Annotated in this window: 16 protein-coding genes and 2 tRNA genes; 13 read left to right on the top strand and 5 right to left on the bottom strand. The window is 59.4% G+C overall.

The window, feature by feature from the left end; genetic code table 11:
* Positions 1–94 precede the first annotated feature (94 nt).
* Positions 95–727, bottom strand: coding sequence for an L-threonylcarbamoyladenylate synthase (locus tag IC235_RS00200; RefSeq protein WP_191003143.1), 633 nt, complete (start codon positions 725–727; stop codon positions 95–97).
* A gap of 206 nt (positions 728–933) precedes the next feature.
* Between IC235_RS00200 and mltG the strand changes: the two genes are divergently transcribed.
* The 5 genes from mltG to IC235_RS00175 all read left to right on the top strand — a co-directional run bounded on the left by mltG (position 934) and on the right by IC235_RS00175 (position 4,119).
* Entirely contained in the window at positions 934–2,016 is a 1,083-nt protein-coding gene (gene mltG, locus IC235_RS00195; protein WP_191003142.1) for an endolytic transglycosylase MltG, read from the top strand.
* 185 nt (positions 2,017–2,201) lie between these two features.
* The gene (locus IC235_RS00190) at positions 2,202–2,693 is read left to right on the top strand and encodes an acyl-CoA thioesterase (protein WP_191003141.1); all 492 of its coding nucleotides are present in this window, start codon (positions 2,202–2,204) and stop codon (positions 2,691–2,693) included.
* Between the two features lie 79 nt (positions 2,694–2,772).
* Positions 2,773–3,753: a YihY/virulence factor BrkB family protein gene (locus tag IC235_RS00185; RefSeq protein ID WP_191003140.1), complete on the top strand. Its 981-nt coding sequence runs from the start codon at positions 2,773–2,775 to the stop codon at positions 3,751–3,753.
* Between the two features lie 121 nt (positions 3,754–3,874).
* Positions 3,875–3,961 (top strand) — tRNA-Ser (locus IC235_RS00180).
* Positions 3,962–4,034: 73 nt separating this feature from the next.
* Positions 4,035–4,119: transfer RNA gene (locus IC235_RS00175), tRNA-Ser, on the top strand.
* Between the two features lie 128 nt (positions 4,120–4,247).
* Here the strand turns inward: IC235_RS00175 and IC235_RS00170 are convergent.
* Positions 4,248–5,036, bottom strand: a complete 789-nt coding sequence (locus tag IC235_RS00170; protein ID WP_191003139.1) for an XRE family transcriptional regulator — start codon at positions 5,034–5,036, stop codon at positions 4,248–4,250.
* A gap of 143 nt (positions 5,037–5,179) precedes the next feature.
* Between IC235_RS00170 and IC235_RS00165 the strand changes: the two genes are divergently transcribed.
* The 6 genes from IC235_RS00165 to IC235_RS00140 all read left to right on the top strand — a co-directional run bounded on the left by IC235_RS00165 (position 5,180) and on the right by IC235_RS00140 (position 14,872).
* On the top strand, positions 5,180–5,587 hold the full coding sequence (locus IC235_RS00165; RefSeq protein WP_191003138.1) for a type III secretion system chaperone family protein: 408 nt from the start codon (positions 5,180–5,182) through the stop codon (positions 5,585–5,587).
* An 11-nt stretch (positions 5,588–5,598) separates the two neighbouring features.
* Positions 5,599–6,306 carry a PspA/IM30 family protein gene (locus IC235_RS00160; protein WP_191003137.1) on the top strand — a complete coding sequence of 236 codons (708 nt, stop codon included), beginning with the start codon at positions 5,599–5,601 and terminating at the stop codon, positions 6,304–6,306.
* A 69-nt stretch (positions 6,307–6,375) separates the two neighbouring features.
* Positions 6,376–7,020: a hypothetical protein gene (locus IC235_RS00155; protein WP_191003136.1), complete on the top strand. Its 645-nt coding sequence runs from the start codon at positions 6,376–6,378 to the stop codon at positions 7,018–7,020.
* A gap of 53 nt (positions 7,021–7,073) precedes the next feature.
* A complete protein-coding gene (locus tag IC235_RS00150; protein ID WP_191003135.1) occupies positions 7,074–9,242 on the top strand; it encodes a flotillin family protein in 2,169 nt (722 codons plus the stop codon).
* Positions 9,243–9,324: 82 nt separating this feature from the next.
* Entirely contained in the window at positions 9,325–9,807 is a 483-nt protein-coding gene (locus IC235_RS00145; RefSeq protein ID WP_223846991.1) for an endonuclease domain-containing protein, read from the top strand.
* A gap of 43 nt (positions 9,808–9,850) precedes the next feature.
* Entirely contained in the window at positions 9,851–14,872 is a 5,022-nt protein-coding gene (locus IC235_RS00140) for a DNA repair ATPase (protein ID WP_317173500.1), read from the top strand.
* 191 nt (positions 14,873–15,063) lie between these two features.
* On the opposite strand, the gene IC235_RS00135 is transcribed toward IC235_RS00140, so the two are convergent.
* From IC235_RS00135 to IC235_RS00125, 3 genes are all read right to left on the bottom strand, one after another.
* Entirely contained in the window at positions 15,064–17,496 is a 2,433-nt protein-coding gene (locus IC235_RS00135; protein WP_191003133.1) for an ABC transporter permease, read from the bottom strand.
* 76 nt (positions 17,497–17,572) lie between these two features.
* Positions 17,573–18,262, bottom strand: coding sequence for an ABC transporter ATP-binding protein (locus IC235_RS00130; protein WP_191003132.1), 690 nt, complete (start codon positions 18,260–18,262; stop codon positions 17,573–17,575).
* A gap of 423 nt (positions 18,263–18,685) precedes the next feature.
* Entirely contained in the window at positions 18,686–19,945 is a 1,260-nt protein-coding gene (locus tag IC235_RS00125; RefSeq protein ID WP_191003131.1) for an efflux RND transporter periplasmic adaptor subunit, read from the bottom strand.
* Between the two features lie 310 nt (positions 19,946–20,255).
* Here IC235_RS00125 and IC235_RS00120 point away from each other — a divergent pair, with 310 nt between their 5' ends.
* Together IC235_RS00120 and IC235_RS00115 are read left to right on the top strand one after the other, a co-directional pair.
* Positions 20,256–21,635 carry a sigma-54-dependent transcriptional regulator gene (locus IC235_RS00120; RefSeq protein ID WP_191003130.1) on the top strand — a complete coding sequence of 460 codons (1,380 nt, stop codon included), beginning with the start codon at positions 20,256–20,258 and terminating at the stop codon, positions 21,633–21,635.
* Positions 21,625–22,977 (top strand): sensor histidine kinase, encoded by a 1,353-nt coding sequence (locus IC235_RS00115; protein WP_191003129.1) that lies wholly within the window; start codon positions 21,625–21,627, stop codon positions 22,975–22,977. Before IC235_RS00120 ends, IC235_RS00115 begins: the two co-directional genes overlap by 11 nt.
* The last annotated feature ends 106 nt before the right edge of the window (positions 22,978–23,083 follow it).

Genomic DNA, 23,083 nt, shown 5'->3' with positions numbered 1-23,083 from the left:
TTTTCACGATAGCAGCCTGGCTGTTGCGTGAGGGGAACTGCTGCGGGGCTGTTTGAGGCGTGAAGGGCTAGTTACGATGAGTTGCCTTCCCGTTTTACAGGTACTGCTCGATGTCCCCGGCACCCTGGCGGATTAACTCGAAGTCGTCGTTGGTGCAGTCGACAATGGTGCTCGGGGTGATGCCGCCGAAGCCGCCGTCGATGACGAGGTCGACCAGCAGGCGGTATTTTTCAAAGATGAGGTCGGGGTCGGTGACGTATTCTTCGAGAGTGTTTTCATCTTCCCGCACGGAGGTGCTCACAATGGGATTACCTAGCTCCTTGACCAATTGGAGGATAATTTGGTTGTCGGGCACCCGAATACCTACCGTTTTCCGCTTCACCCCGCCGAAGCGGGGCGCTTTGGCGCTGGCTTCGAAGATGAAGGTGAACGGGCCGGGCAAGGCTTTTTTGATGACCTTATACGTGGAGGTGGTGATGCCGTGGGCGTAGTCGGAAATGTGCGAAAGGTCGTGGCAGATGAAGCTCAGGTTGGCCTTTTCGGGGAATAAATTCTTGATGCGGCAGACCTTGTCGACGGCCTTGGCATTGGTTACGTCGCAGCCAATGCCATAAACCGTGTCGGTGGGATAAATAATAACCCCCCCTTTGCGCAGTACGTCAACGGCTTGCTGGATGCGGCTAAGGGGCGGGTTATCAGGATGAATGCGCAGGAGAGTGGCGGGCATGAGAAGAGCTTAGGAATGAAGAATGTGACGGCGTGCCAGGGCCGGCTGTTAACGGGCTGCGGCGGCAATGACTGGGCCGGCCGGGCCGAAGGCGCGGGCAAGGTACTACGCCCAACCGAAACACAACAACTAACCGACCAGTCGCCCGCTGCGTTTGCGGCCCTTCGTACTTTTGAGGCCGCCCCTGTTTTCTTTTCTGATTTCCCATGTCCCAGCCTGCCAAAAAGTCGGCCATCGAATACCGCGACCAAGCCCTGAAACGCCGCCGGCGCTGGGCCACCGTCAGCGTCGTTTTTACGCTCACGCTGGTGTGTTTTTCCTTCTATTTCTACCAGGTGTTCTTCACCGCCAACATCGAAACCAAGGGCAAGCCGACCTACGTCGTCGTGCACCGCGGCCAGGACTGGCAGCAGGCCCTCCGGACCATAGAGGCGACGGGCGTGGTGGTCGACAGGCTCTCGCTGCACTTTGTGGCGAAGCTCATGAAATACCCCGGGCACGTAAAGCCGGGCCGCTACGAGCTGAAGGACGGCTACACCAACCGCCAGCTGATTAACGTGCTGAAAGCCGGCCTGCAGTCACCGCTCAAGCTCACGTTCACCAACGTGCGGCTGCGGCGGGAGCTGGCCGATAAGCTCTCGGATCAGATTGATGCCCGCCCCCGCGAGATTGATTCGTTGCTGAGCAGCCCCAGCTACACGCGCGGCCTGGGTTTCGACACCACCACGGTGCTCAGCATGTTCATCCCGAACACGTACGAATTGTACTGGAACACGTCGGCCGACAACCTGATGAAGCGGATGAAGAAGGAGTACGAGAAGTTCTGGACGCCGGCCCGGGATGCCGCTCGGGAGAAGCGGCACCTGACCCGCGCCGAGGTGAGCACCCTGGCCAGCATCGTGGAAGCCGAGCAGCAGCAGCACCCTGACGAGCGGCCGCGCATCGCGGGGGTGTACCTGAATCGCCTGAAGCGCGGCATGAAGCTGCAAGCCGACCCCACGGTGGTGTACGCCAACGGCGACTTTACCATCAAGCGGGTGCTCAACGTCCACTTGCAGAAAGACTCGCCCTACAACACCTATAAGTACGCCGGCCTGCCGCCCGGGCCAATTAACCTGCCCAGCATCGCCAGCATCGACGCCGTGTTGAAGCCGGAGAGTAACAACTACCTGTACTTCTGCGCCAAGGAGGACTTCAGCGGCTACCATGCCTTCGCAACGAACGAGGCCGAGCACACGCTGAATGCCCGCCGCTATCAGGCCGCCCTCACCCGGGCGGGCATCCGGTAGCTTGGGTAAAACCTCTGGCCTGAAAAACAGGTACTGCTAGTATCAGGTAGCCTGTAACTAGGTATAGAGCGTCCGGTCGGGCGGCCGCCGAGACGTCTCGCTTGAGTTTGGAATAGTAACGCTATCGTCAGACGACGCGAGTGAGGTGTCTCGGCCACGCTCGACCGGACGTTCCAGTCTTCATTATGTATACTTCCGACATTCAGATTCGCGTCCGTTACGCCGAAACCGACCAGATGGGCTACGTCTATCACGGCAACTACGCGGCGTACTTTGAAGTGTCCCGCACCGAGGCGTTTCGGAAGCTGGGCATCAGCTACAAGGAAATGGAAGCCGACGGCGTGGGCATGCCCGTGGGCGAGCTTCGCACCCGTTTCCGCCGGCCCGCCCGCTACGACGACTTACTGACGGTGCGGCTCTTGTTGCGCCAGCCGGCCGAAGGGGCCCGGGTGCTGTTTGAGTATGAGATTTACAACGAAGCCGGCCAGCTCCTCACTGAGGGCCATACCCTGATGGTGTTCGTAAAAACTACCACTGGCCGGCCCGTGCCCATGCCGGCCCGCATTCAGGAGCGGCTGGCAGCCTATTTTAGCGACGATGAATTTGATAGCCCGGTGCTGCCCTCGCCCGGGGCTATCGCGCCCGATGCCCCGGCTCCGGCCGCATTTAGAAAATGAACAGCTACTCTAACGGGCAAGAAGCGTCAGCAACTGGCCGCTCTCTAGCCGTTAGATGTTCCTTAATGCTTTGTGATACTTGAAAGTCCCCGTTATCCGTCGTACTCGTTTCCCGGATGTGCGCAAGCAGCGGCCTTACCGGCGGCTAATTGTGGGGCTGAAGCGCCTGCGCCTGCCCGGGGGGCACGCCTCGGTGTACGACGTGCTCGACCGCATTCTGCACGAGCTGCGCCTCGACAGCCTGGAGAAGCGCGCCGCCTACATGGCTTTCAACCTCACGGTGGCCCTGTTTCCGACCATCATTTTTCTGTTCACCCTCATTCCGTACATCCCCGTTCCGAATTTGAACGTGGACATTCTGCAGTTTCTCGGCGATTTCATGCCGCGCGAGCTGTACGCGGCCACGGCCTCGACGATTGAGGACATTGTGAATATTCCGCATGGCGGGCTGCTCTCCTTTGGTTTTGGCACGGCGCTGGTGCTCAGCTCGAATGGCATCATGGCGCTGCTCGATGCCTTCGAGAAGAAATACCCCTGGTTTAAGCACCGCAGCTACCTTCGCAAGCGCTTGATTGCAACGGTACTCACGTTCGTGCTCTCGTTGATTCTGGTGCTGGCCATTGCCGGCATCTTCTTTGGCACCTACCTGATTGACGGGCTGGTATTCTACGAAATCATCTCCGAGCGATTCACCGATTTGGTGCTGACCCTGATTCGCTACGGGTCGCTGGTGGGCCTGTTTCTAAGCACCACCTGCGTGATCTATTACTTCGTGCCGCCGGTGCAGGATAAGTGGCCCCTGCTGTCGGCCGGGGCGGTAGTGGCTACGCTGCTCATCTTCCTGGTGTCGTTTCTCTTCACGCTCTACGTCCGCATTTTCGATTCGTACAATCATTTCTACGGCTCCATTGGCGCGCTGGTGGGCTTTATGGTGTGGCTGGAATTCGTGTGCATGACCCTGATTATCGGCTTCGAGGTGAACGTGAGCATGGATGCCATCACGGGGCGCCGACGGCGCATGATGCAGGAGACACTGCGCTCGCTGCAGGATAAGGAGTGAGCAGGGGAGGGACTGGCTCTAAAGAGGATAGAAGAAATTTTGTGAGAAATGCGGCATTTCTCGTTTGTCATTCCTCTTTCTTTTCTACTTTTGCACTCCCCAATCACTCGGGGAACCAACTAGAGAGGTGGCAGAGTGGTCGAATGCGACGGTTTCGAAAACCGTTATACCGGCAACGGTATCGGGGGTTCGAATCCCCCCTTCTCTACTAAAAGGCTTTTTCCGCGCCGGAAAGCCTTTTTTATTGATTCGCATGTGCTTAGGTATATGCGTGCTTGCCTAGAGAGCTGGCAGAGTGGTCGATTGCGGCGGTCTTGAAAACCGTTGAGGGTTAAACCTCCGGGGGTTCGAATCCCTCGCTCTCTACAAAAAGCCCCGTTTCCGTGCTGGAAACGGGGCTTTTTACATTTTGCCGGGTGTAAGGCGGCTAGGCCTTTTCGCTAAGTGTTTAGCAACTCAAAAGAGGATTAGAGTTTAACGAGATAGGCTGGGCCTTAACTTAGGCCCCGCTCGAAAAGCTCTTCTACTTTCCGCTCCAACTCCGCTACTCGTTCATCGAGCAGGGCAGGGGGGCGCAAATGGGTAGTGAAGACTCCGCGCACCTCCCAGATTTCGAGTACTTGTGATAGTTCCAACTCCAGGCTGCCGTAGTCGGGGTTATCCGCGCGCAGGCGCAGCAGCTTATCTTCTAGCAGCCGTTTAGCTAAACGCCGAATAAGTATTTTGCTCTGCGTTACGAACACGTACACGTTGCCCGCTTTGAGGCGGGGTACGGCCTTGTCCACGCGGCTGCACAGCACAATGTCCTGGTGGCGCAGCCCCTGCCGGTGCAACAGCATGTCGGCGCCCGAGACCTCGAAAGCCCGGGTAGGGCCGGTAAGCTGGTGCGGTAGCTGCAGCCAGGGCAACGCATCCACAAAGGCGGGGTCGTGGTGATGTACAATGTATTCCAGCGCTCGATTCCGGTACACCAACGGCGTCACATTTTGGGCCCGATCAGCTTTGGCCACTAAGGTGGGGGCCGGCGCCGGCTGCTGGAGCTGCTCCTTGAAAATATCGAAGTGGTACAGCTCATTTATGGTTAACTCTTTTGTAAGTAGCAGGTCGACTGATAAGCCAAAATGCTGAGCAATCTGGATCAGCGTTTCCATTTTTGGCTCCGACCGGCCCTCCTCATACGCCCCTACGCTGGGCCGGGCCAGGCCAAATAATTCCGCGAAAGCTGCCTGGCTCAGCTTTTTAACCGTGCGTAGCTTGCGAATATTCTTGCCGACGTTAGACATGTTACCGTAATATTATTTGCTCAAAACATGAGCTATCTCAAAACTTTGCTTATTATTGTGTCGTAAATCTACCACAAGTACGACGAAGCCTAGTATAAGTAGCTACTTTTTTGAGCATAACCTCAACCCCCGATTGTCACCGCATGACCAACTCCTACTTCACCATCATCAAAGGCTACCTGCTGGAACTGGGCTTCGATATCCGCCACGCCGACGAGCAGGAAAGCGTGTTTGTGGTTGACAAGCCGGAGCTGGCCATCAAGAACCTCGTTATTGGCTGCGGCGACCCGCTGCTGATTATCGAGCAGTACCTGCTCGACCTGCCGGCTCCTTCGCTGGCAGTTTACCAGCGCCTCTTACAGAAGAACCGCGATATCATCCACGGCGCTTTCGCCCTCGACGACAGCGGCTGCAAGCTCATCTTCCGCGATACCCTGCAAATCGAAACCCTCGACCTGCCCGAACTGGAAGCGTGCATCAATTCCCTGGGCTTGCTGCTCAGCGAATTTTCGGAGGAATTGATTCAGTTCTCCAAACCCCCCACTGCCTAACTCTCATCGCCATGAACATCCTGAACCGCCTCTTCAAAATCGGCCAGTCGGAAGCCCACGCTGCCGTCAATCAACTCGAAGACCCCATCAAGATGACCGAGCAGGGCCTGCGCGACCTGCGCCAGGACCTCGACAAAAGCCTGCACGGCTTGGCCGAAGTAAAGGCCATGGCCATCCGGGCCCGCAACGAGGGGGAGGGCTTCCGGGCGAAAGCTGCCGACTACGAGAATAAGGCCGTGCTCCTGCTCCAACGCGCTCACAAAGGGGAGATGAATGCTGCCGAAGCCGACCGCCTCGCGAGCGAAGCGTTGCTGAAAAAGGCCGAAAACGAAGCCCTGGCCAGCCGCGCCGCTACCGATCAGGAGCAGTTTGAGCGCTCGGCCGCTCAGCTGGACCAAAACGTGGCCACGCTCAAATCCACCATCAGCCAGTGGGAAAACGAGCTCAAAACCCTCAAGGCCCGGGTCACGGTGAGTACTGCCACCATCACCATCAACAAGCAGTTGGCGCAGCTCGACTCCTCGGGCACGGTGGCCCTGCTCGAGCGCATGAAGGAAAAAATTGCCGTGCAGGAAGCGCTGGCTGAATCTTACGGCGAAATTGCCCAAGCCGGCAAGAGCATTGATGCCGAAATCGACCAGGCCCTGGGTGCCACTAGCGCTGGTAAAGCCAGCGAAGATCTCAAAGCTTTAAAAGCAAAGCTTGGATACAACGAATAGCCAAAAGGGGCCGGGCCGCCGCTGGAATCACCACCATCTCTCTATTTTTAAGCTGCCCTTTGTATGCCCATGACCGAACTTTTACAAGCTGCTATCGCGCCGCCTAATCTGGTTGCCACGGGCCTGCTGGTTTTCGTGCTGCTTTACTGGCTGACCGTCATCGCGGGGCTGCTGGATATGAAAACCGTGGACCTTAGCATCGACGACCATGGCCATTTCCACTACAATGGGCACGTGCCGCACGATGGCATGGGCACCGGTTGGCTGAATGGGGCGCTGGCTTTCTTCAACCTGGGCCGCATCCCGCTGATGGTCTTTCTCAGCTTCGTGTTTCTGCCGCTCTGGGTGGGCAGCATCCTGGTGAACTACTACACGGGTAATACCTCACTGCTGCTCGGGCTGGCTTTCTTGTTGCCCTTATTCCTGGGCAGCTTGTTTGTGGCCAGATTCCTGACTCTGCCCTTCGTGAAGCTGTTCACCGCCATGGAAAAAGACCATGACGCGGGCGCGGTGGTCATCGGCAAAGTGTGCACCGTGCTGCTGCCCGCCACCGCCGAGCACCTGGGCCAGGCTTCCGTGCGCATCAATGGGGCGCCGCTCATGCTGAATGTCCGCAGCACCAATGCGCCGCTGGCCAAGGGCGAAACGGCCCTGGTAATTGACTATGATGCCACCCGCCGCTGCTACCTGATTGAGCCCTACGCTACCACTTAACCCCACAACCGAACCTTTAACCTCACTTCTCTTATTCCAACTCCTTTACGCACATGCTAGCATCTCTTTCCTGGGCCGTCCTGATTATTATCGGCTTGTTTCTGCTGGGCTTCCTGGCGGTTGTTGCCCGGATGTATAAAAAAGCCGTGCAGGGCGAGGCCTTGCTGCGCACCGGCATGGGCGACGCCAAGGTGTCCTTCTCGGGCATCATTGTGGTGCCCATTCTCCACGTTTTGGAGGTGATGGACATCAAGCTGAAAACCATCGTCATCTCCCGGGCCGGCTCCGAGGGGCTGGTGTGTAAAGACAACATGCGCGCCGACGTGAAGGTGAACTTCTTCATCCGCGTCAACAAGACCCACGAGGACGTGTTGAACGTGGCCCAGAGCATCGGCGCCCACCGTGCTTCGGACCCGCAGGCGCTCGAAAGCCTGTTCGACGCCAAGTTTTCGGAAGCCTTGAAAACGGTGGGCAAACACTTCGACTTTATTGAGCTGTACAACTCCCGCGAGCAGTTCAAGCAGGAAATTCTCCGCATCATCGGCACGGACTTGAACGGGTATGTGCTCGACGACTGCGCCATCGATTACCTGGAGCAAACACCTCTCTCTTCGCTGAATCAGGACAACATCCTCGATTCGGAAGGCATCAAGAAAATCATTGCGCTCACTTCCGAGCAGAAGATTCAAGCCAACCAGCTGCAGCGCGACCAGCAGAAAACCATCAAAAAGCAGGACGTGGAGGCCCAGGAAACCATCCTGCAACTCGAAAAGCAGCTGGCCGAAACCCAGGAGAAGCAGGCCCGGGAAGTTGCCAACATCAAGGCCCGCGAAGCCTCCGAAACCGAAAAAGTGCGGCAGGAAGAGCGCATGAAAGGCGAAAAAGCCCGCATCGTTGCCGACGAGGAAATCAAGATTTCGGAGCAAAACCGCGACCGGCAAATCCTGGTGGCCGAGCGCAACAAGCAACGCACCGACGCCGTGGAAACCGAGCGGGTAGAACAGGCCCGCTCCCTGGAAATCAACGAGCGGGAGCGCATCGTGGCCCTCGCCCAGATTGAAAAGGAAAAGGCGCTGGAAGAAGAACGCAAGAACATCCAGAGCATCATCCGCGAGCGGATTGCGGTGGAGAAAGCCACGGTACTGGAGGAGGAACGCATCAAAGACACCCGCGCCCAGGCCCAGGCCGACCGCGAAAAGCTGGTGGCCGTGACCAAGGCCCAGCAGGAAACCCAGCAGGCGACCATCAGCTTCGTGGGCAACGCCGAGATGGAAAAGCAGGCCGCCGAGTTCCGCGCTAAGCAGGCACTCATCGATGCGGAGGCCGAGAAAGCTGCGGCCGAGCACCGCTCCCAGGCCATCCGCATTCTGGCCGAGGCGGAGGCCAGCAAAGCCAGCGCCGTGGGCCTGGCCGAGGCCCAGGTGATGCAAGCCAAAGCCGTCGCTCGTCAGAAAGAAGGCGAATCGGCCGCCAACGTCCTGCAGCTCACGGCCACGGCCGAGGCGCAATCCATCCAGGTGAAAGCCACGGCCCAAGCCGAAGCCGACGAGAAACTGGGGGTGGTAGCCGCCAAAGTGACCCTCGAAAAAGGTTTGGCTGAAGCCAGCGTGATCGAAGCGAAAGCCGACGCCGACCAGAAGCGCGGCCTGGCCGAAGTAACGGTGAACGAGCAGCGCTTCGCGGTGGAAGCCAAGGGCATCGAAGCCAAGGCCGACGCCATGAAAAAGCTCGACGGGGTGGGCAAAGAACACGAGGAGTTCAAGCTTCGCCTCGACAAGGACAAGGCGGTGGAGCTGGCCCAGATCACCATCCAGAAAGACATTGCCAGCGCGCAGGCCGGGGTTATATCCGAAGCCCTCAAGTCGGCCAAGATCGACATCGTGGGTGGCGAGACGATGTTCTTCGACCAGATTATAGGCTCCATCACGAAGGGCAAGATGGTCGACCGCGCCGTGCACAACTCCGAGGTTCTCGGTACCGTGAAAGACGCCTTCTTCTCGCTGGATGGCAATGGCGGTGATTTCAAAACGAATCTGCGCCGTTTCGTAGACCAATTCGGGCTAAGCTCAGAGGACATGAAGAACCTGAGCGTCTCGGCGCTGCTGCTGAAGATGATGAACAAGGCTAGTGATGACGCCACGCGGAACACCATTTCGCAGCTAGCCAATACGGCCAAGGCGCTGGGAATTGGCGATAAGCCGGCTAAGACGCTGCAGTTGTAATGAAACCCCATCCCCCAGCCCCTTCCCCTCCGGGGGAAGGGGAGCCACGGCGGTGCGGCGTGATTTCTGATTTGGAAGCAAAATGAATTCTGAAGAGGAAGAATTAGAAAAGAGGCGTCAGGCTCCCCTTCCCCCGGAGGGGAAGGGGTCGGGGGATGGGGTTTACCCGTTCGGCATGTACACCACCGATGCCAAGCGCTGGAAAGCCTCTCTAAAAGAGTATGCTCGGCACAACCGCAAGAATCCTACCCCAGCCGAAAATCATCTGTGGCAGGAACTGCGCGGCAACAAGCTCGGGGCACCCTTTCGCCGTCAGCATGCCATCAAGTCGTTCATTGTCGATTTCGTATGCCTGGCTGCTTGGCTCATCATCGAAGTAGATGGCAGTATTCACGGCGACATTGGCGAAGCCGAATATGATAGTGGGCGCACTCACGAATTGCAAGAATGCGGTTTTCTGGTTCTGCGATTTACGAACGAAGAAGTGCTTCATAATACCTCCAACGTACTAAAGACGATTGCCGAGCATCTGGCCGCGCTCTATCCTAATTATGAGCCCAAATAATACCTCTGCTATTAACTCTGACCAACAAACTAGTAGCGCCGCCGTGGCTCCCCTTCCCCCCGAGGGGAAGGGGCCGGGGGATGGGGTCAAACTGGAAGGCGGCACCTACGAAATCCTCCGCAACCGGCTGCAGAAAAGCGGGGCGGATCTGCGCACCCGCCTCGAAAGGCTCAACGCGGAGCGCAAAACCGTCTTTGGCGCCATCGATACCAGGCTGATTGGTACCGGCCGCATTAATACGGAGAACAATTGCGTGCCGTGGGACATGGTGCCGGTGGGCCGCAATTTCCTCTTCGGCTTTAATGTCGTGATCGGCCTGAAAACGCAGGTTGACTTATCCGACGTATTCGGAGTGTATTCCTACGAAAATCATGAGTTCCATCCGTTGCCGCTGGACCTTATCTCCCATGCGCAATTCATCGAGGAGTTCCGGAACTTATACCGCTATTATAAGAATACGCAATTTGTCAAGTTTGCGGTGCTGGGAAGCCATTTATTCATGGTGTTCCGCGTGGGCAAAAGTGCCAACGATATCAAGACGTTTAAGTGGCTGCTGCAGTCGGATACGCTCACGTACATCGACAATCGCAGCGACCACGAATACGCGTTTCCGCCGCAGCACGAGTTTACCTGGAAACGGACTACCCGCGACATGCAGCGGAGCGGAAAACATCCGCACATCAGCATCGAGGACAAGATTTTCGTGGAAACCATCCACGGCGACCTCACCATTAAGGTGGAAAATAATACGGCGACCGGGCGCGGTATTTATGCCGAGCCGGTATTGGACAAGGATCAAACGCTGGATGACTCGGAGATTTATTATGCCGTCATCGGCAATATTATCCTGCTAAAAATCCGGCCCTATAAAGAGCAGGATTACCGGTATTTACTCTTCAATTTCAAGCTGAAAACGGCCCAGCGCTTAGATGCCCTGGCGGAGGCCTGTGTGCTGCTGCCGGACAACCAGGGGCTGATTTTTCCGCACGGCTTCTACCTGCAAACCGGCGAGGGCAAGCTGTTTGAAAAAGGGCTGCGCGACATGCTTTTTGAGAAGCGGATCGTATCGCCGAACGGGGAGGATTTCCTGTACGTTTTTTACAACAAGGACAATGGCGCGTATTTGCTGCTGTCGTACAACATCATTGCCCAGCGAGTAGATAATCCCATTGCCTGCCACGGGTACGCGCTGTTTGAGAACGGGGAGCTGTGCTACTTCCGCAAAGACGACGAGCCCAAGAAGCACCACGCGGTGCAAATCTGGCAGACGCCTTATGTGGCGCCGGATTTCGAGTTGCCGGTTACCTCGGATTCTTATCTCTACAAGCTGGGCAATAAGGAAATCGTGCGGGCCATGGCCGAGGTGCAGGAGGTGCTGACGCTGCTGGGCAAAGACGACAGCTATGCTGGCCTCTACCTCGACCTGATTCGCCTCACGGGCACGCTTACGGATACGTACCACTGGCTGCGCGAGCCCGCCGCTCAGGCCCTGGCCGAACCGCTGCGCGACATTCAGCAGGCGGCCAATGCGGCGGTGGAGGAGTTCGAGAAGGTGCTGAGCATCCGCAAAAGCACGGGCGCGGAAACCCAGCGGGTGCTGGCCCGGGCCGACGAACTGACCGGCCGCATTAAGCGCACCACGGCTACGGAGGTGAACGAATACGTGCAGTTGCTGGCGGAGTTGCGCGGTGTGCGCGGCGAGGTCATTTCCCTCAAGGAATTGCGCTACGTGGAGCTGCCTACCGTGGAAAAAGCCGCCGCCGAGCTGGAGCAAACCAGCAAAGACGTGGCCGCCCAGACCGTCGAGTTCCTGCTGAAAGACGAGGCGCTGAAGCCATACTCCGGGCGCGTGCAGGCCATTGCCGACGCCATCGAGCAGGTCCAGAAAGTGGCCGAGGCCAATGAGCAGGAAAAGCAGGCCAACGCCGTCGCGGCCGAGCTGGAATTGCTGATTGAAGTGGTGAGCAACCTGCCGATGGAGGACCCCACGCAGACCACGCGCATCATCGATAACATCTCCACCATTTACGCCAGCTTCAACCAGATTCGGGCGGCGCTGAAACGGCGGCGGCAGGCTCTGGCCGGCACCGAGGCGCAGGCGGAATTCACCGCCCAAATCAAGCTGCTCGACCAGGCCTTGGTGAACTACCTCGACCTGTGCGACGCGCCCACCAAGTGCGACGAGTACAGCACCAAGCTCATGGTGCAGCTGGAGGAATTAGAAGGTAAGTTTCCGGAGTTCGACCAGTTTCTCAGCCAACTGGCGGGCAAGCGGGAGGAGGTGTCGGAGGCGTTTGAGTCGCGTAAGGTGAGCCTGGTGGCCGCCCGCAATCAGCGCGCCTCAGCCTTGCTGCAATCGGCCGAGTGCATCCTGAAAGCGGTGCAAAACCGACTGGGCCGCTTCGCAACGGTGGCCGAAGTCAACGGCTACTTTGCCTCGGATATGATGGTGGAGAAGGTGCGCCAGACCGTGCGGGACCTGCTTGACCTCGGCGACCCGGTGAAGGCCGATGACATCCAGAGCCGGCTTAAAACGGTGAAGGAAGACGCCGTGCGCCAGCTCAAGGACCGCGCCGAGCTATTCGCCGACGGCGGGCAGGCCCTTAAATTCGGCCCCTACGCCTTCACCGTGAATACCCAGCCGCTGGAGCTGACGGTGGTGCTGCGCGACGGCGACCTGCACTACCACCTCACCGGCACCAACTTCTTCCAGAAAATCACCGACCCCGCCGTGCTGGCCGCTCGCGCCGTGTGGGACCAAGCGTTGGTATCGGAAAACGCCGACGTGTACCGCGCCGAGTACCTGGCCTGGCTCATGTTGCAAGCCGCCCAGCATCCCGTGCCCGCCCACGACGGCCTCCCCGCCGTGCTTTCGTTGCCGGAGCTTTCCCACCTCACCGTGGCTGAGCTGACCACCCACGTGCAGCAGTTCATGGCCCCGCGCTACGCCGAGGGCTACCTCAAGGGTGTGCACGACCACGACGCCGCCCTGCTGCTCGAAGCGCTGGTGCGCCTCACCCGCACGGCCGACTTGCTGCGCTACCCGGCCGATACCCGGGCCGCCGCCGCGCTCTACTGGCAGGGCTTCACTGGCCGCAAGAAAAAAGCGGCCTGGCAACAACAGTTGCAAAGCATCGGCGTGCTGCTACAGGTGTTTCCCGACTCGCGGGAGTTCGACAGCTTGAAGAGCGAGCTGCAAGTAGCCGTGGAGGAATTTGCCACCGGCACCGGCTTATTCGCGCTGCAGGAGGTAGCCGAAGCCGGCGAGTACTTATTCTATGAATTGACCCGGGGCGAAACGTTTGTCATTTCCAGTGAGGCGGCCGAGGTGTATCAGCAGCTCCAGCAGTCGCTGAAGGAACGCCACGCCACCGAGCAGTACGAGGCCTCCATTGCCGCGCTCACCGACCAGCCCGCCGCCCGCTTTCAGCTGGTACGGCACTGGGTGCGGTCGTTCGTGCAAAACCCCACCCCCAGCCCTTCGCCGCTTGATGCGCGGAATCCCCAGGGGGAGGGGAGCCAGACTCCAGCAGCTGACTCCGCGGCTCCCCTTCCCCCGGAGGGGAAGGGGTCGGGGGATGGGGTCAACACCGCTGCAGTCAACGAGTGCGCCGTTCTGCTAGCAACCAATTCCTTCGACCCGGCCCGCATCGTGCGTACGCCGCTGCGCGAAACGCTGACCGGCCTGCAAGGCTCGCACGTGCGCGTTGAGGAGCGTAGCTACGCGCTGAATTTTCCGGAATTCCGGCGGCGGCTGCACCATTACACGCGCACCGTGGTACCCCTGTTTGAGGCCTTCACCACGCTGAAGAAGGAGTTGGTGGCCCGTTTCGCCGAGGAGCTCCGGCTGGCGGAGTTTCGGCCCCGGGTGCTGTCGTCGTTCGTGCGCAACAAGCTGATTGACGAGGTGTACCTGCCGCTCATCGGGGCCAACCTGGCCAAGCAGATCGGCACGGCGGGGGCCGACAAGCGCACCGACCTCATGGGCCTGCTGCTGCTGGTGTCGCCGCCCGGCTACGGCAAAACCACCCTGATGGAGTACGTAGCTAATCGCCTTGGATTGATTTTCATGAAAATCAACGGACCGGCCATTGGGCACGCCGTGACGAGCGTCGACCCCACCCAGGCCCCCAACTCCGGGGCCCGGGAAGAGCTGCTGAAGCTGAACCTGGCTTTCGAGATGGGCGACAACGTCATGATTTACCTCGACGACATTCAGCACTGCAACCCCGAGTTTCTGCAGAAATTCATTTCCCTCTGCGATGCCCAGCGCAAGATTGAGGGCGTGTACCAGGGCCGTGCTCGCACCTACGATTTCCGCGGGCGCAAGGTGGCCGTGGTGATGGCCGGCAACCCCTACACCGAATCGGGAGAGCAGTTCCGCATCCCCGACATGCTGGCCAACCGTGCCGACATCTATAACCTCGGCGATATTATCGGCGACACGGCGGCTACTTTCCTGCTCAGCTACCTCGAAAACTCCCTCGTGGCGAACCCTATCCTGAGCCGCCTCGCGGCTAAAAGCCAGGCTGACGTGTACCCCCTCATTCGCCTGGCCGAAACCGGCGACAGCACCGGCCTCACCTTCGAAGCCAACCACTCGCCGGAGGAAATCAACGAGTACGTGGCCGTGCTGCAAAAGCTGCTGCGTATCCGCGACGTGGTGGCCCGCGTGAACGAGGAGTACATTCGCTCGGCCGCCCAGGCCAACGAGTACCGCACCGAGCCGCCCTTCAAGCTGCAAGGCTCCTATCGCAACATGGCCAAGCTAGCCGAAAAGGTGCGCCCCGTGATGAACGACGACGAAGTGCGCGCCCTGCTGACCACCCACTACGACAACGAAGCGCAAACCCTCACCAGTGGTACCGAAGCCAATCTGCTCAAGCTGCGCGAGCTGCTGGGCTGGCTGCAGGAGGCCGAAGCTGCCCGCTGGGCCGACATCAAAGCTACCTTCACCCGGAACCTGCGTAATTCCAGCGGCGGTCAGCTACAAAGCGTGCTTACGCAGCTGGAGAGTATTTCCGGGGGGCTAAGTGGAATTCGCGAGGTCTTAACGCATCGTTAGTGCCGTTTCCCGGTCCAGATACCTGACGTTTAGCTCTTCGGCAAACTGGAGCGGAGGGGCGGCTCCCCGGCTACTGCCGGCCGTTAGGTAGTCAAGCAGCAATGGTAGTGTTTTAGAGCGTCCTGCTTCGACCAGCGGACGCCAGATGAAGCAGGACGTTCTTTTTTGGGCGCTTACTTAGGCTCATGGGCTTAGTTCGCCCGGAGGTGGTTCACTGGGTTGGCGGTGGCGGCCCGTACGGCCTGGTAGCCCACGGTGAGGAAGGCCACGGCGGCGGCGGCCAGGCCGGCGGCGCCGAAGGCCCAGAGCGGCAGGTCGATGCGGTAGGCGAAGTCCTGCAGCCACGTGCTCATGGCGAGCCAGGCGGCGGGGAAGGCAATGACGGCCGCTACCAGCACCAGCGCGAGAAACTCTTTCGACAATAAAGCGACGATGTCGGAAACGCTGGCCCCCAACACCTTGCGGATGCCGATTTCCTTTTTGCGGCGCTCGGCCGCGTAGGTGGCCAGGCCAAACAGCCCGAGGCAGCCCACGAAAATGGCAATGCCGGTAAACGTCCAGAGCAGCGTCTTCAGCTTGTCTTCGGCCTGGTACATCTCATCGAAGTTGTCGTCCATAAACTTGTACTCGATGGGATAGTTGGGGCTGAACTTGCTCCACACCTGCTTCACGCTTTCCACGCCCGCGCCCAGGTTTTCGCCTTTCAGCTTTACCGCTACTTTCCAATAGGCATCAGGGAATATTTGTAACACGGCAGGCTCCAGCTTGTCGTAAAGGCTCTTGTAGTGGAAATCCTTCACCACGCCGATGACCTTGCCGGTCTTGGTGGAATCGGGGTTCTTGTTGTTCCAAATGTTCCATTGCAGGGTCTGACCTAGGGCTTTCTCCGGAGTTGCGAAGCCAAGGTCCCGCACGGCGGTTTCGTTGAGGATGAAAGCCTGGTCTTTGTCGGTTTTCAATTCCTTGGAGAAGTTGCGGCCCGCGACCAGTTGCAGGCCCAGGGTTTTCAGGTAATCGTAGTCAACGAGCAGTTGGGTGACGGAAAACTTCTTCGGCTCGCCGTTGATGGGCACTATAATCTGGTCGCCGGCGACCATGTCGCCGGGGAAGCCGTAGCCGATGGTGGCGGAGGCCACGCCGGGCGCCTGCGACAGCTCATTTTTGAAAGCCTCGTAGTTCTTGGTCATGCTGTCGCCGCGCATGGGGAAGAACATGATCTGGTCTTTGTTAAAGCCCAGGTTCTTGTTGTGCAGGTACGACACCTGCTGAAACACCACAATGGCGCAGATGATGAGGAAGACCGACAGGGCAAACTGCACCACAATCAGCCCGTGCCGCAGCCATTGCACCCGTCCCAACGGCCCGTCGGTGACCACCGTGCTTTTGAGCACTTTCACCGGCTTAAAGCTCGATAGCACCAGCGCTGGGTAGAAGCCCGCCACCAGCCCCACCACCAAGGTCAGGCCCAGCAGTAGGGCCAGCAGCCCGGGATTAGCAATTAAATCGAACGACAGGCTCTTGCCCGTAAACCGATTGAGCGAGGGCAGCAGCAAGGCCGTGAGTACCGTCGACAGGACCACGCTGATCAAGGTGAGCAGCACGGTTTCGGCCAGAAACTGCAGCATGAGCTGGGGCTGGCTGGCGCCAATGGTTTTGCGGATGCCCACCTCCTTGGCCCGCTGCATGGACTTGGCCGTGGCCAGGTTCACGAAGTTGAAACAGGCAATGAGCAGGATGAAGCCGGCAATGACACTCAGGGCGCGCACGTAGGTGATGTTGCCGTGGGTGGCCCAGTTAATTTTAAAGTCAGCGGAGTGCAGATACACCTCGCGCAGCGGCTGAAAGAAGGCGGTGTACTCGATGTTGTCCTTGGCTAGCTGCGGCTTCACTTTTTCTTCCAGGTAGTGCTGGAACTTCGCCGCTACGTTGCGCCCGTCGGCACCGGGCCGGAGCTTGGCGTAGGTATTGAACTGCCGCCACCCCCAGGATTGCATGCGCTTCTCCGGGATGCCAATAACGGCCGGCGACAACTGCAGCAGGAAATTGATGTTCAGGTGAAACTTAAGGTCGCGGTTCCGCAGCACTCCCGTGACCTGGAAGGTGCTGGTATCTAACTTGATTTGCTGGCCCACCGGATTAATCGGGCCAAAGAAGCGCTCGGCCATTGCTTCCGACAACACGATGGATGAAGGCTTGGCCAGCGCCTGAGCTGCCGAGCCGTAGCGGAAAGGCAGGTGCAGCACCTTAAACAGGTCGGCGTCGGCGAAAAACCCATGTTCTTCGTAGAGGCTCTTGCTGCCCACGCGAAACAAATTCTTGCTCTGCAACGACATAATGCGCACCGCCTTCTCCACCTCGGGCAGCTCCTGCTGCAGAGAGGTCGCAAACATAGGCGGGCTCATCGGGGTGCTTTCAGTCGTTTCCCCCTGTAGTCTTTGCGTGCCGACCCGGTAAATCTGCTCGCCCTGCGGCACGAACTGGTCGTACTGCTGCTCATCGTACACGAACAGGCCGATGAGCAGGCAGGCCGTGAGCCCCAAAGCCAGGCCGGCAATATTGAGAAAAGAGAAGCCTTTATGCCGGACCACATTCCGGTAAGCAATGAGGAAATAGTTCTTGAACATGGGAAGGGGAACGATGAGGTGAGACCAGAACCCGGCCGCCGCGATGCCTAGGCTGGCGGCGCTTCAGCGTGCTTGGTTAGGCTGTAAAAGGCTGGTGCAGGTTCTCGAGCACCACTGCTCCGTCGAGCAGGCGGATGACCCGGTGGGCGTAGCGGGCGTCGTGCTCAGAGTGGGTAACCATGACGATGGTGGTGCCGGTCTCGTTGAGTTCGGTAAGCAGTTCCATCACCTCGTTGCCGTTGCTGGAATCGAGGTTGCCGGTGGGCTCGTCGGCCAGAATCAGGCGGGGGCTGTTAACCACGGCGCGGGCCACGGCCACGCGCTGCTGCTGTCCGCCCGAGAGCTGCTGCGGAAAGTGGTTGCGGCGGTGCATAATCTGCATTTTCTCCAGCACCTGGGCCACTTTCTCCTGGCGCTCGGCCGCGCCCACGCCCAGGTAAATCAAGGGCAGCTCGACGTTTTCGAACACCGTCAGCTCTTCAATCAGGTTGAAGCTCTGAAACACGAAGCCGATGTGCTGCTTGCGCAATTCGGCGCGGCGCCGTTCCGACGCCTTCGCCACTTCGGTGCCGGCGAAGGCGAAGCGGCCACCGTCGGGCTCGTCGAGCAGCCCCAGGATGTTGAGCAGCGTGGATTTGCCGCAGCCCGACGGCCCCATGATGGCCACAAACTCGCCCTCGCTTACGGCCAGCGACACGTTGTTAAGAGCTTTGGTTTGCACTTCTTCGGTGCGGTAAATCTTTTCGAGGTTTTCGATTTTAATCATCTGAGTGGACTGATTAGGTAGCAAATCCAAGTTGTGGAATAGCCGCGTAGCGGCGAGAGGTTGGTAGCCTATTTACCCGTGGCAACCCAGAGCCGCGTAGTGGCAGCGCTGCCGGACGAGTCTGTCACCGCCACGCGGCTTCATTCCCGTTCCGCCCGCCCATGCTACCAACCTCCCGCCGCTACGCGGCTAGTCTAAGTACTTTATTTGCAGTAGGTGAGAAAGCAGTGCTTAAATTGAGTGCAGGTGGGTAAACGTCCCGTGCTCCTACGGGGTCGTACCCGGTAGGGCGGGCCCTGTTCGCTTCAGGCGCGAAGCCTCAGCAGAGAGACGCCAGGGCAAGTCCGGTTCCCCTTCTCCTGCGGAGAGGGGGCAGGGGGTGAGGCTGCGCCGGCATAACGTTTTCAGGATATCAGCTAACAGCTACTGTGGCTTGGCTCGCAATTCTAGCTCGCCCATGTTTTCGTAGCCTTCGTAGCTGGACGTCACCACCCGGTCGCCGGGCTTAAGGCCTTCCAGCACTTCAAAGTAGTCGGGGTTTTGGCGGCCCAGGCGAATGTCGGTTTTATAGGCCTTGGTGCCGTTTTCGCTCACCTTGAAAATCCAGTTGCCGCCGGTTTTCTGGTTGAAGCCCCCGCGGGGTACCCGTACGGCTACGGTCTGGTCGCTCAGGGCCAGGCGCACGGCCACGGTTTGGCCGCGGCGCAGGTCGGGCGGCGGGGCGCTGGTAAATTCCAGGTCGACTTGCACGCCTTTGGTGACTTGGGTAAAAATCTTTTTCACGCTGAGCTCATACCGCTTGTCGTTCACGGTTATCTCGCCTTTCTGGCCGGGAAATATGCGGGAGATGTAGTACTGGTCCAGGGTGGCGCGCACCTTCAGGCCGGTGAGCATGTCGAGTTGCCCGATGCGCTGACCCCGGTTTTTCAGCTCGCCGATTTCGGCGTTGAGCGAGGTGATGCGGCCGGCCGCGGGCGCCCGGATGGTGAGGTCGTCGAGCTTGCGGCGCATCAGCGACAGGTTGCTTTGCATGCGCTCCACCGACTGCTGCATCTGGTTGATTTGCCCGCGCATGGCCAGCGAATCTTGCCGCCGGGCCTGCCGGCTCAGTTGGCGGCGGCGCAGTTGGTAGTCGTAGGTGTTCTTGGCCTGTTGGTATTCCTGGCGGGCTATTACCTTCTGCTCGTACAGGTTCTGGTTGAGGTCGAACACCCGCTTGGCTTCGCGCAGTTGGCTTTCGATTTCGGCCTGCTGGTTGAGCTGCTGAATGCGGTTTTGCTGGAGCAGGTTGCGTGTGTTCCGCAGGTTGTTCATGAGGTCAAAAACGGCCGTTTCGCGGTTCACCATCTCCAGTTGCAGGTCGGTGTTGGCTAGCTGAATGATGGGCTGCCCGGCCGTCAGAGCCGCCCCGTCTTCCACCAGAATGCGCTGCACGGTGCCGCCCTCGGGCGCGTCGAGGTAGATGGTTTTGATGGGCATCACCACCCCGTCGACCGGCACAAACTCCTGGAACGGCCCGCGGGTGACAGAGCTGATGGTGAGCCGCTCGGGGTCGACGTTGAGCCGGGCCGGGCCGGCCGAGGAAAGCAGCCCGGCCCCCACCGCCGCGACCACCAGCAGTAGTACCCCCAGCAGCAGTAGCTTGGCCGGGGTCCAGGTTTTCTTTTTAATGATGACATCCATGGGCTTGGCGGCGCTTTGCCTTCGTTGAAAGACCGCTAGCACCTCCCAACGAAGAACGATGCCAATTAAATAACATGTTGGAATTCAAATAGATAAACTAATGAGTTGATTCGTGGTTTTCCGAGTCGTTCGGTTTTGATACAGCTACCGTCCGATTCTGATACACTTGCCAACTACCAGCGTCTCGAAAAATGGCGGCCAGCGGCGCCGAAGAACCTTTTTGGAAACTAGTACAATTGTGGCTAGGATTTCGGTGCTTCGTACCCGGGCCGGGCTGCGGACTCTGGTTTTGATTTGTTAGGTAGGCTCCATGAACTTGAAGAAGGCGCGTGTTTTGGTGGTTGACGACGATACGGATGTGCTGTTCGCCGTGCGCATGCTGCTCAAGCCCGAAGTGCAGGAAGTGGTTACCGAGAAGAACCCCGAGTTGCTGCTCTCGCTGCTGGGCCGGCAGCGCTTCGACGTGATTTTGCTGGACATGAACTACAAAAGCAACCTCGGCACCGGCAACGAGGGGCTTTACTGGTTGGGCCGCATCCGCGAAAAAGACCCCACCGCCACCGTCATTATGATTACGGCGCACGGCGAAATCAGTACCGCCGTGCGCTCCCTCAAGGCCGGGGCCACCGACTTCATTGTGAAACCCTGGCACAACGCCCAACTGCTCGAAACCCTGGCCGCAGCCGTCGAGCCGAAAGAAGCGGGCCGGCCCGCTCCGCCCCCCGCCGCGCCCCGGCGCCCCGCATCGTTTGCCGAGTTCGCGCTGCTGGGCGAGTCGGCGGCCATGCAGGAGGTCTTCCACAAAATCGAGAAAGTGGCACCAACCGAAGCCAACATCCTGCTGCTGGGCGAGAACGGCACGGGCAAGGAACTGGTAGCCCAAGCGCTGCATCAGAAGTCTTTCCGCGCCGCCAAGCCCTTCGTCACGGCCGACCTGGCCGCCATGAGCGAAGGCATCTTCGAAAGTGAGCTGTTCGGGCACAAAAAAGGCGCGTTTACCGATGCTCGCGAAGACCGGCTCGGGCGTTTTGCCGCCGCGTCGGGTGGTACCCTGTTCCTAGATGAAATCGGCAACATTTCCCTGGCGCAGCAGGCCAAGCTGCTCACGGTCCTGCAAAACCGCCAGGTGATTCCCGTCGGCAGCAATGCGGCCGTGCCCGTTGATATCCGCTTGATTTCGGCCACCAACGCGCCACTCTACGAGCTGGCCGCCCAGCAGCTGTTTCGTAAGGACCTCATCTACCGGCTCAACACCGTTGAGATTACGCTGCCGCCCCTGCGGCTGCGGGGCGATGATGTGCTGCTCCTGGCCCGCCACTTCGCCGGTTTATACGCCGCCCGCAACCGCAAGCCTACGCCGGACTTTGCCCCCGGCACCCTGCAAAAGCTCCGCCACCACAGCTGGCCCGGCAACGTGCGCGAGCTCCAGCACACCGTGGAGCGGGCCATCATTCTGGCCGAAAGCGACGTGCTCCGCCCGCAGGATTTTCACTTTTCGGCCATGGAAGCTGCTACCCCGGGCACCGGCGGTCCGGCGGTTCCCGAAGGCCCTCTGCAGCTGAGCGAAGTGGAGAAAAGCACCATTTTGCGCGTGATTGAGCGCCACAACGGCAACATCACCAAGGCCGCGAAGGAGCTCGGCCTCACCCGCACCGCCCTCTACCGCCGCCTCGAAAAACATGACCTTTAAGCGGCTCGAAGTTGGCATAGCGCTGCGGCTGCTCGGGTTGCTGACGCTGCTGTACGCGGCCGAGCAGGCCGGAACGCACGGCAAATACGGGCTGCTGGGTTTGGCGGTGCTCGGGCTGAGCCTAGCGGTGGGGGAGCTGGCCCGGCACCTCACGCGCGGCACCCAGGCGCTGGCCGACTTCCTGCTGGCCGTGAAGTACCACGACTTCTCGCAGCATTATAACGAAGCCCACCCCAACCGGGCTCTGCGGCCAATGCATGCGGCGTTTAATCAGCTCAGCGCCACTTTCCGGCAGCTGGGAGCCGAACGCCAAGCCCAGTTCGTTTACTTGCAAACGGTGCTGCAGCTTATCGACACGGGCATCATTGCCTTCGACGTAAGCGGTCGGGTAGAATCCATCAACGAGTCGTTTAAGCGCACGCTGGAACTGCCTTATTTAAAGAGCATGGCGACGCTGCAAAAGCGCCTCCCGGTGCTGTACGAGGCCATTAGCCAGTTGCCGCCCGGCACTTCCACGGTGGTTAAGCTGGCCGTGGGCCGCAAAACTATCCAACTGCTGCTCTCGGCCACTACGTTTCGGCTACAAGGCCGGGCATTCACCCTGGTGGCCTTGAAGAACGTGAGCCACGCCCTCGACGAAACCGAAACCGAGGCCTGGCAAAAGCTGCTGCGCGTGATGACCCACGAAATCATGAACTCGGTCGCCCCCATTGCCTCACTGGCCGATACCCTCCGCCGCGACCTGCACCGGGAACTGGCGCAACCCGCCGCACTGCCCCGGCCCGGCCACCACCTGCTGGACGAGGTGGCCGAAGGCATCAGCATCATCCAGCACCGCAGTGAGGGCTTGCTCCGCTTCGCGCAGGTATACCGCGACTTCAGCACCATCAGCGCCCCCGTGCTGACCACCGTGTACGTGCAGGAGCTCTTTAACAGCATCGCCGGCCTGATGATCGCGCAGCTTACCGCCGCCGGCATCGAGCTGCGGACTTCGGTAGAGCCCGTCAGCTTGTGCCTGCAAGCGGATTGCCGCCTCCTGGAGCAGGTCCTCATCAACCTCGTACTCAATGCCACCTACGCCGTACGCCAGAGTTCGCAGCCCCGCATCCAGCTACGGGCCCGGGAGGGGGAGACCGGTCGCGTGGCCATCGAAGTACTGGATAACGGCACCGGTATTCCCACCGAGGTGCTGGAGAGCATCTTCATTCCCTTTTTCACCACCCGCAAAGGCGGCACCGGCATCGGGCTAAGCCTGGCCAAGCAGATTATGCACCTGCATCAAGGCAGCATCAAGGTGCAGTCGGAGCCCGGCCAAGGCGCCATTTTCCGATTAGACTTTTGAGGAGCCTCACCCCCGCCCCCCTCTCCACCGGAGAGGGGGGCGGGGGTGAGGCATAAATGCCAGCAGCCAGCAGAGGTAGCTGCTGGCTGCTGGTGGTATGTCGTGC

Source organism: Hymenobacter montanus, from assembly GCF_014699115.1.
Lineage (GTDB): Bacteria > Bacteroidota > Bacteroidia > Cytophagales > Hymenobacteraceae > Hymenobacter > Hymenobacter montanus.
This window is presented reverse-complemented; position numbering and strand designations above follow the sequence as displayed.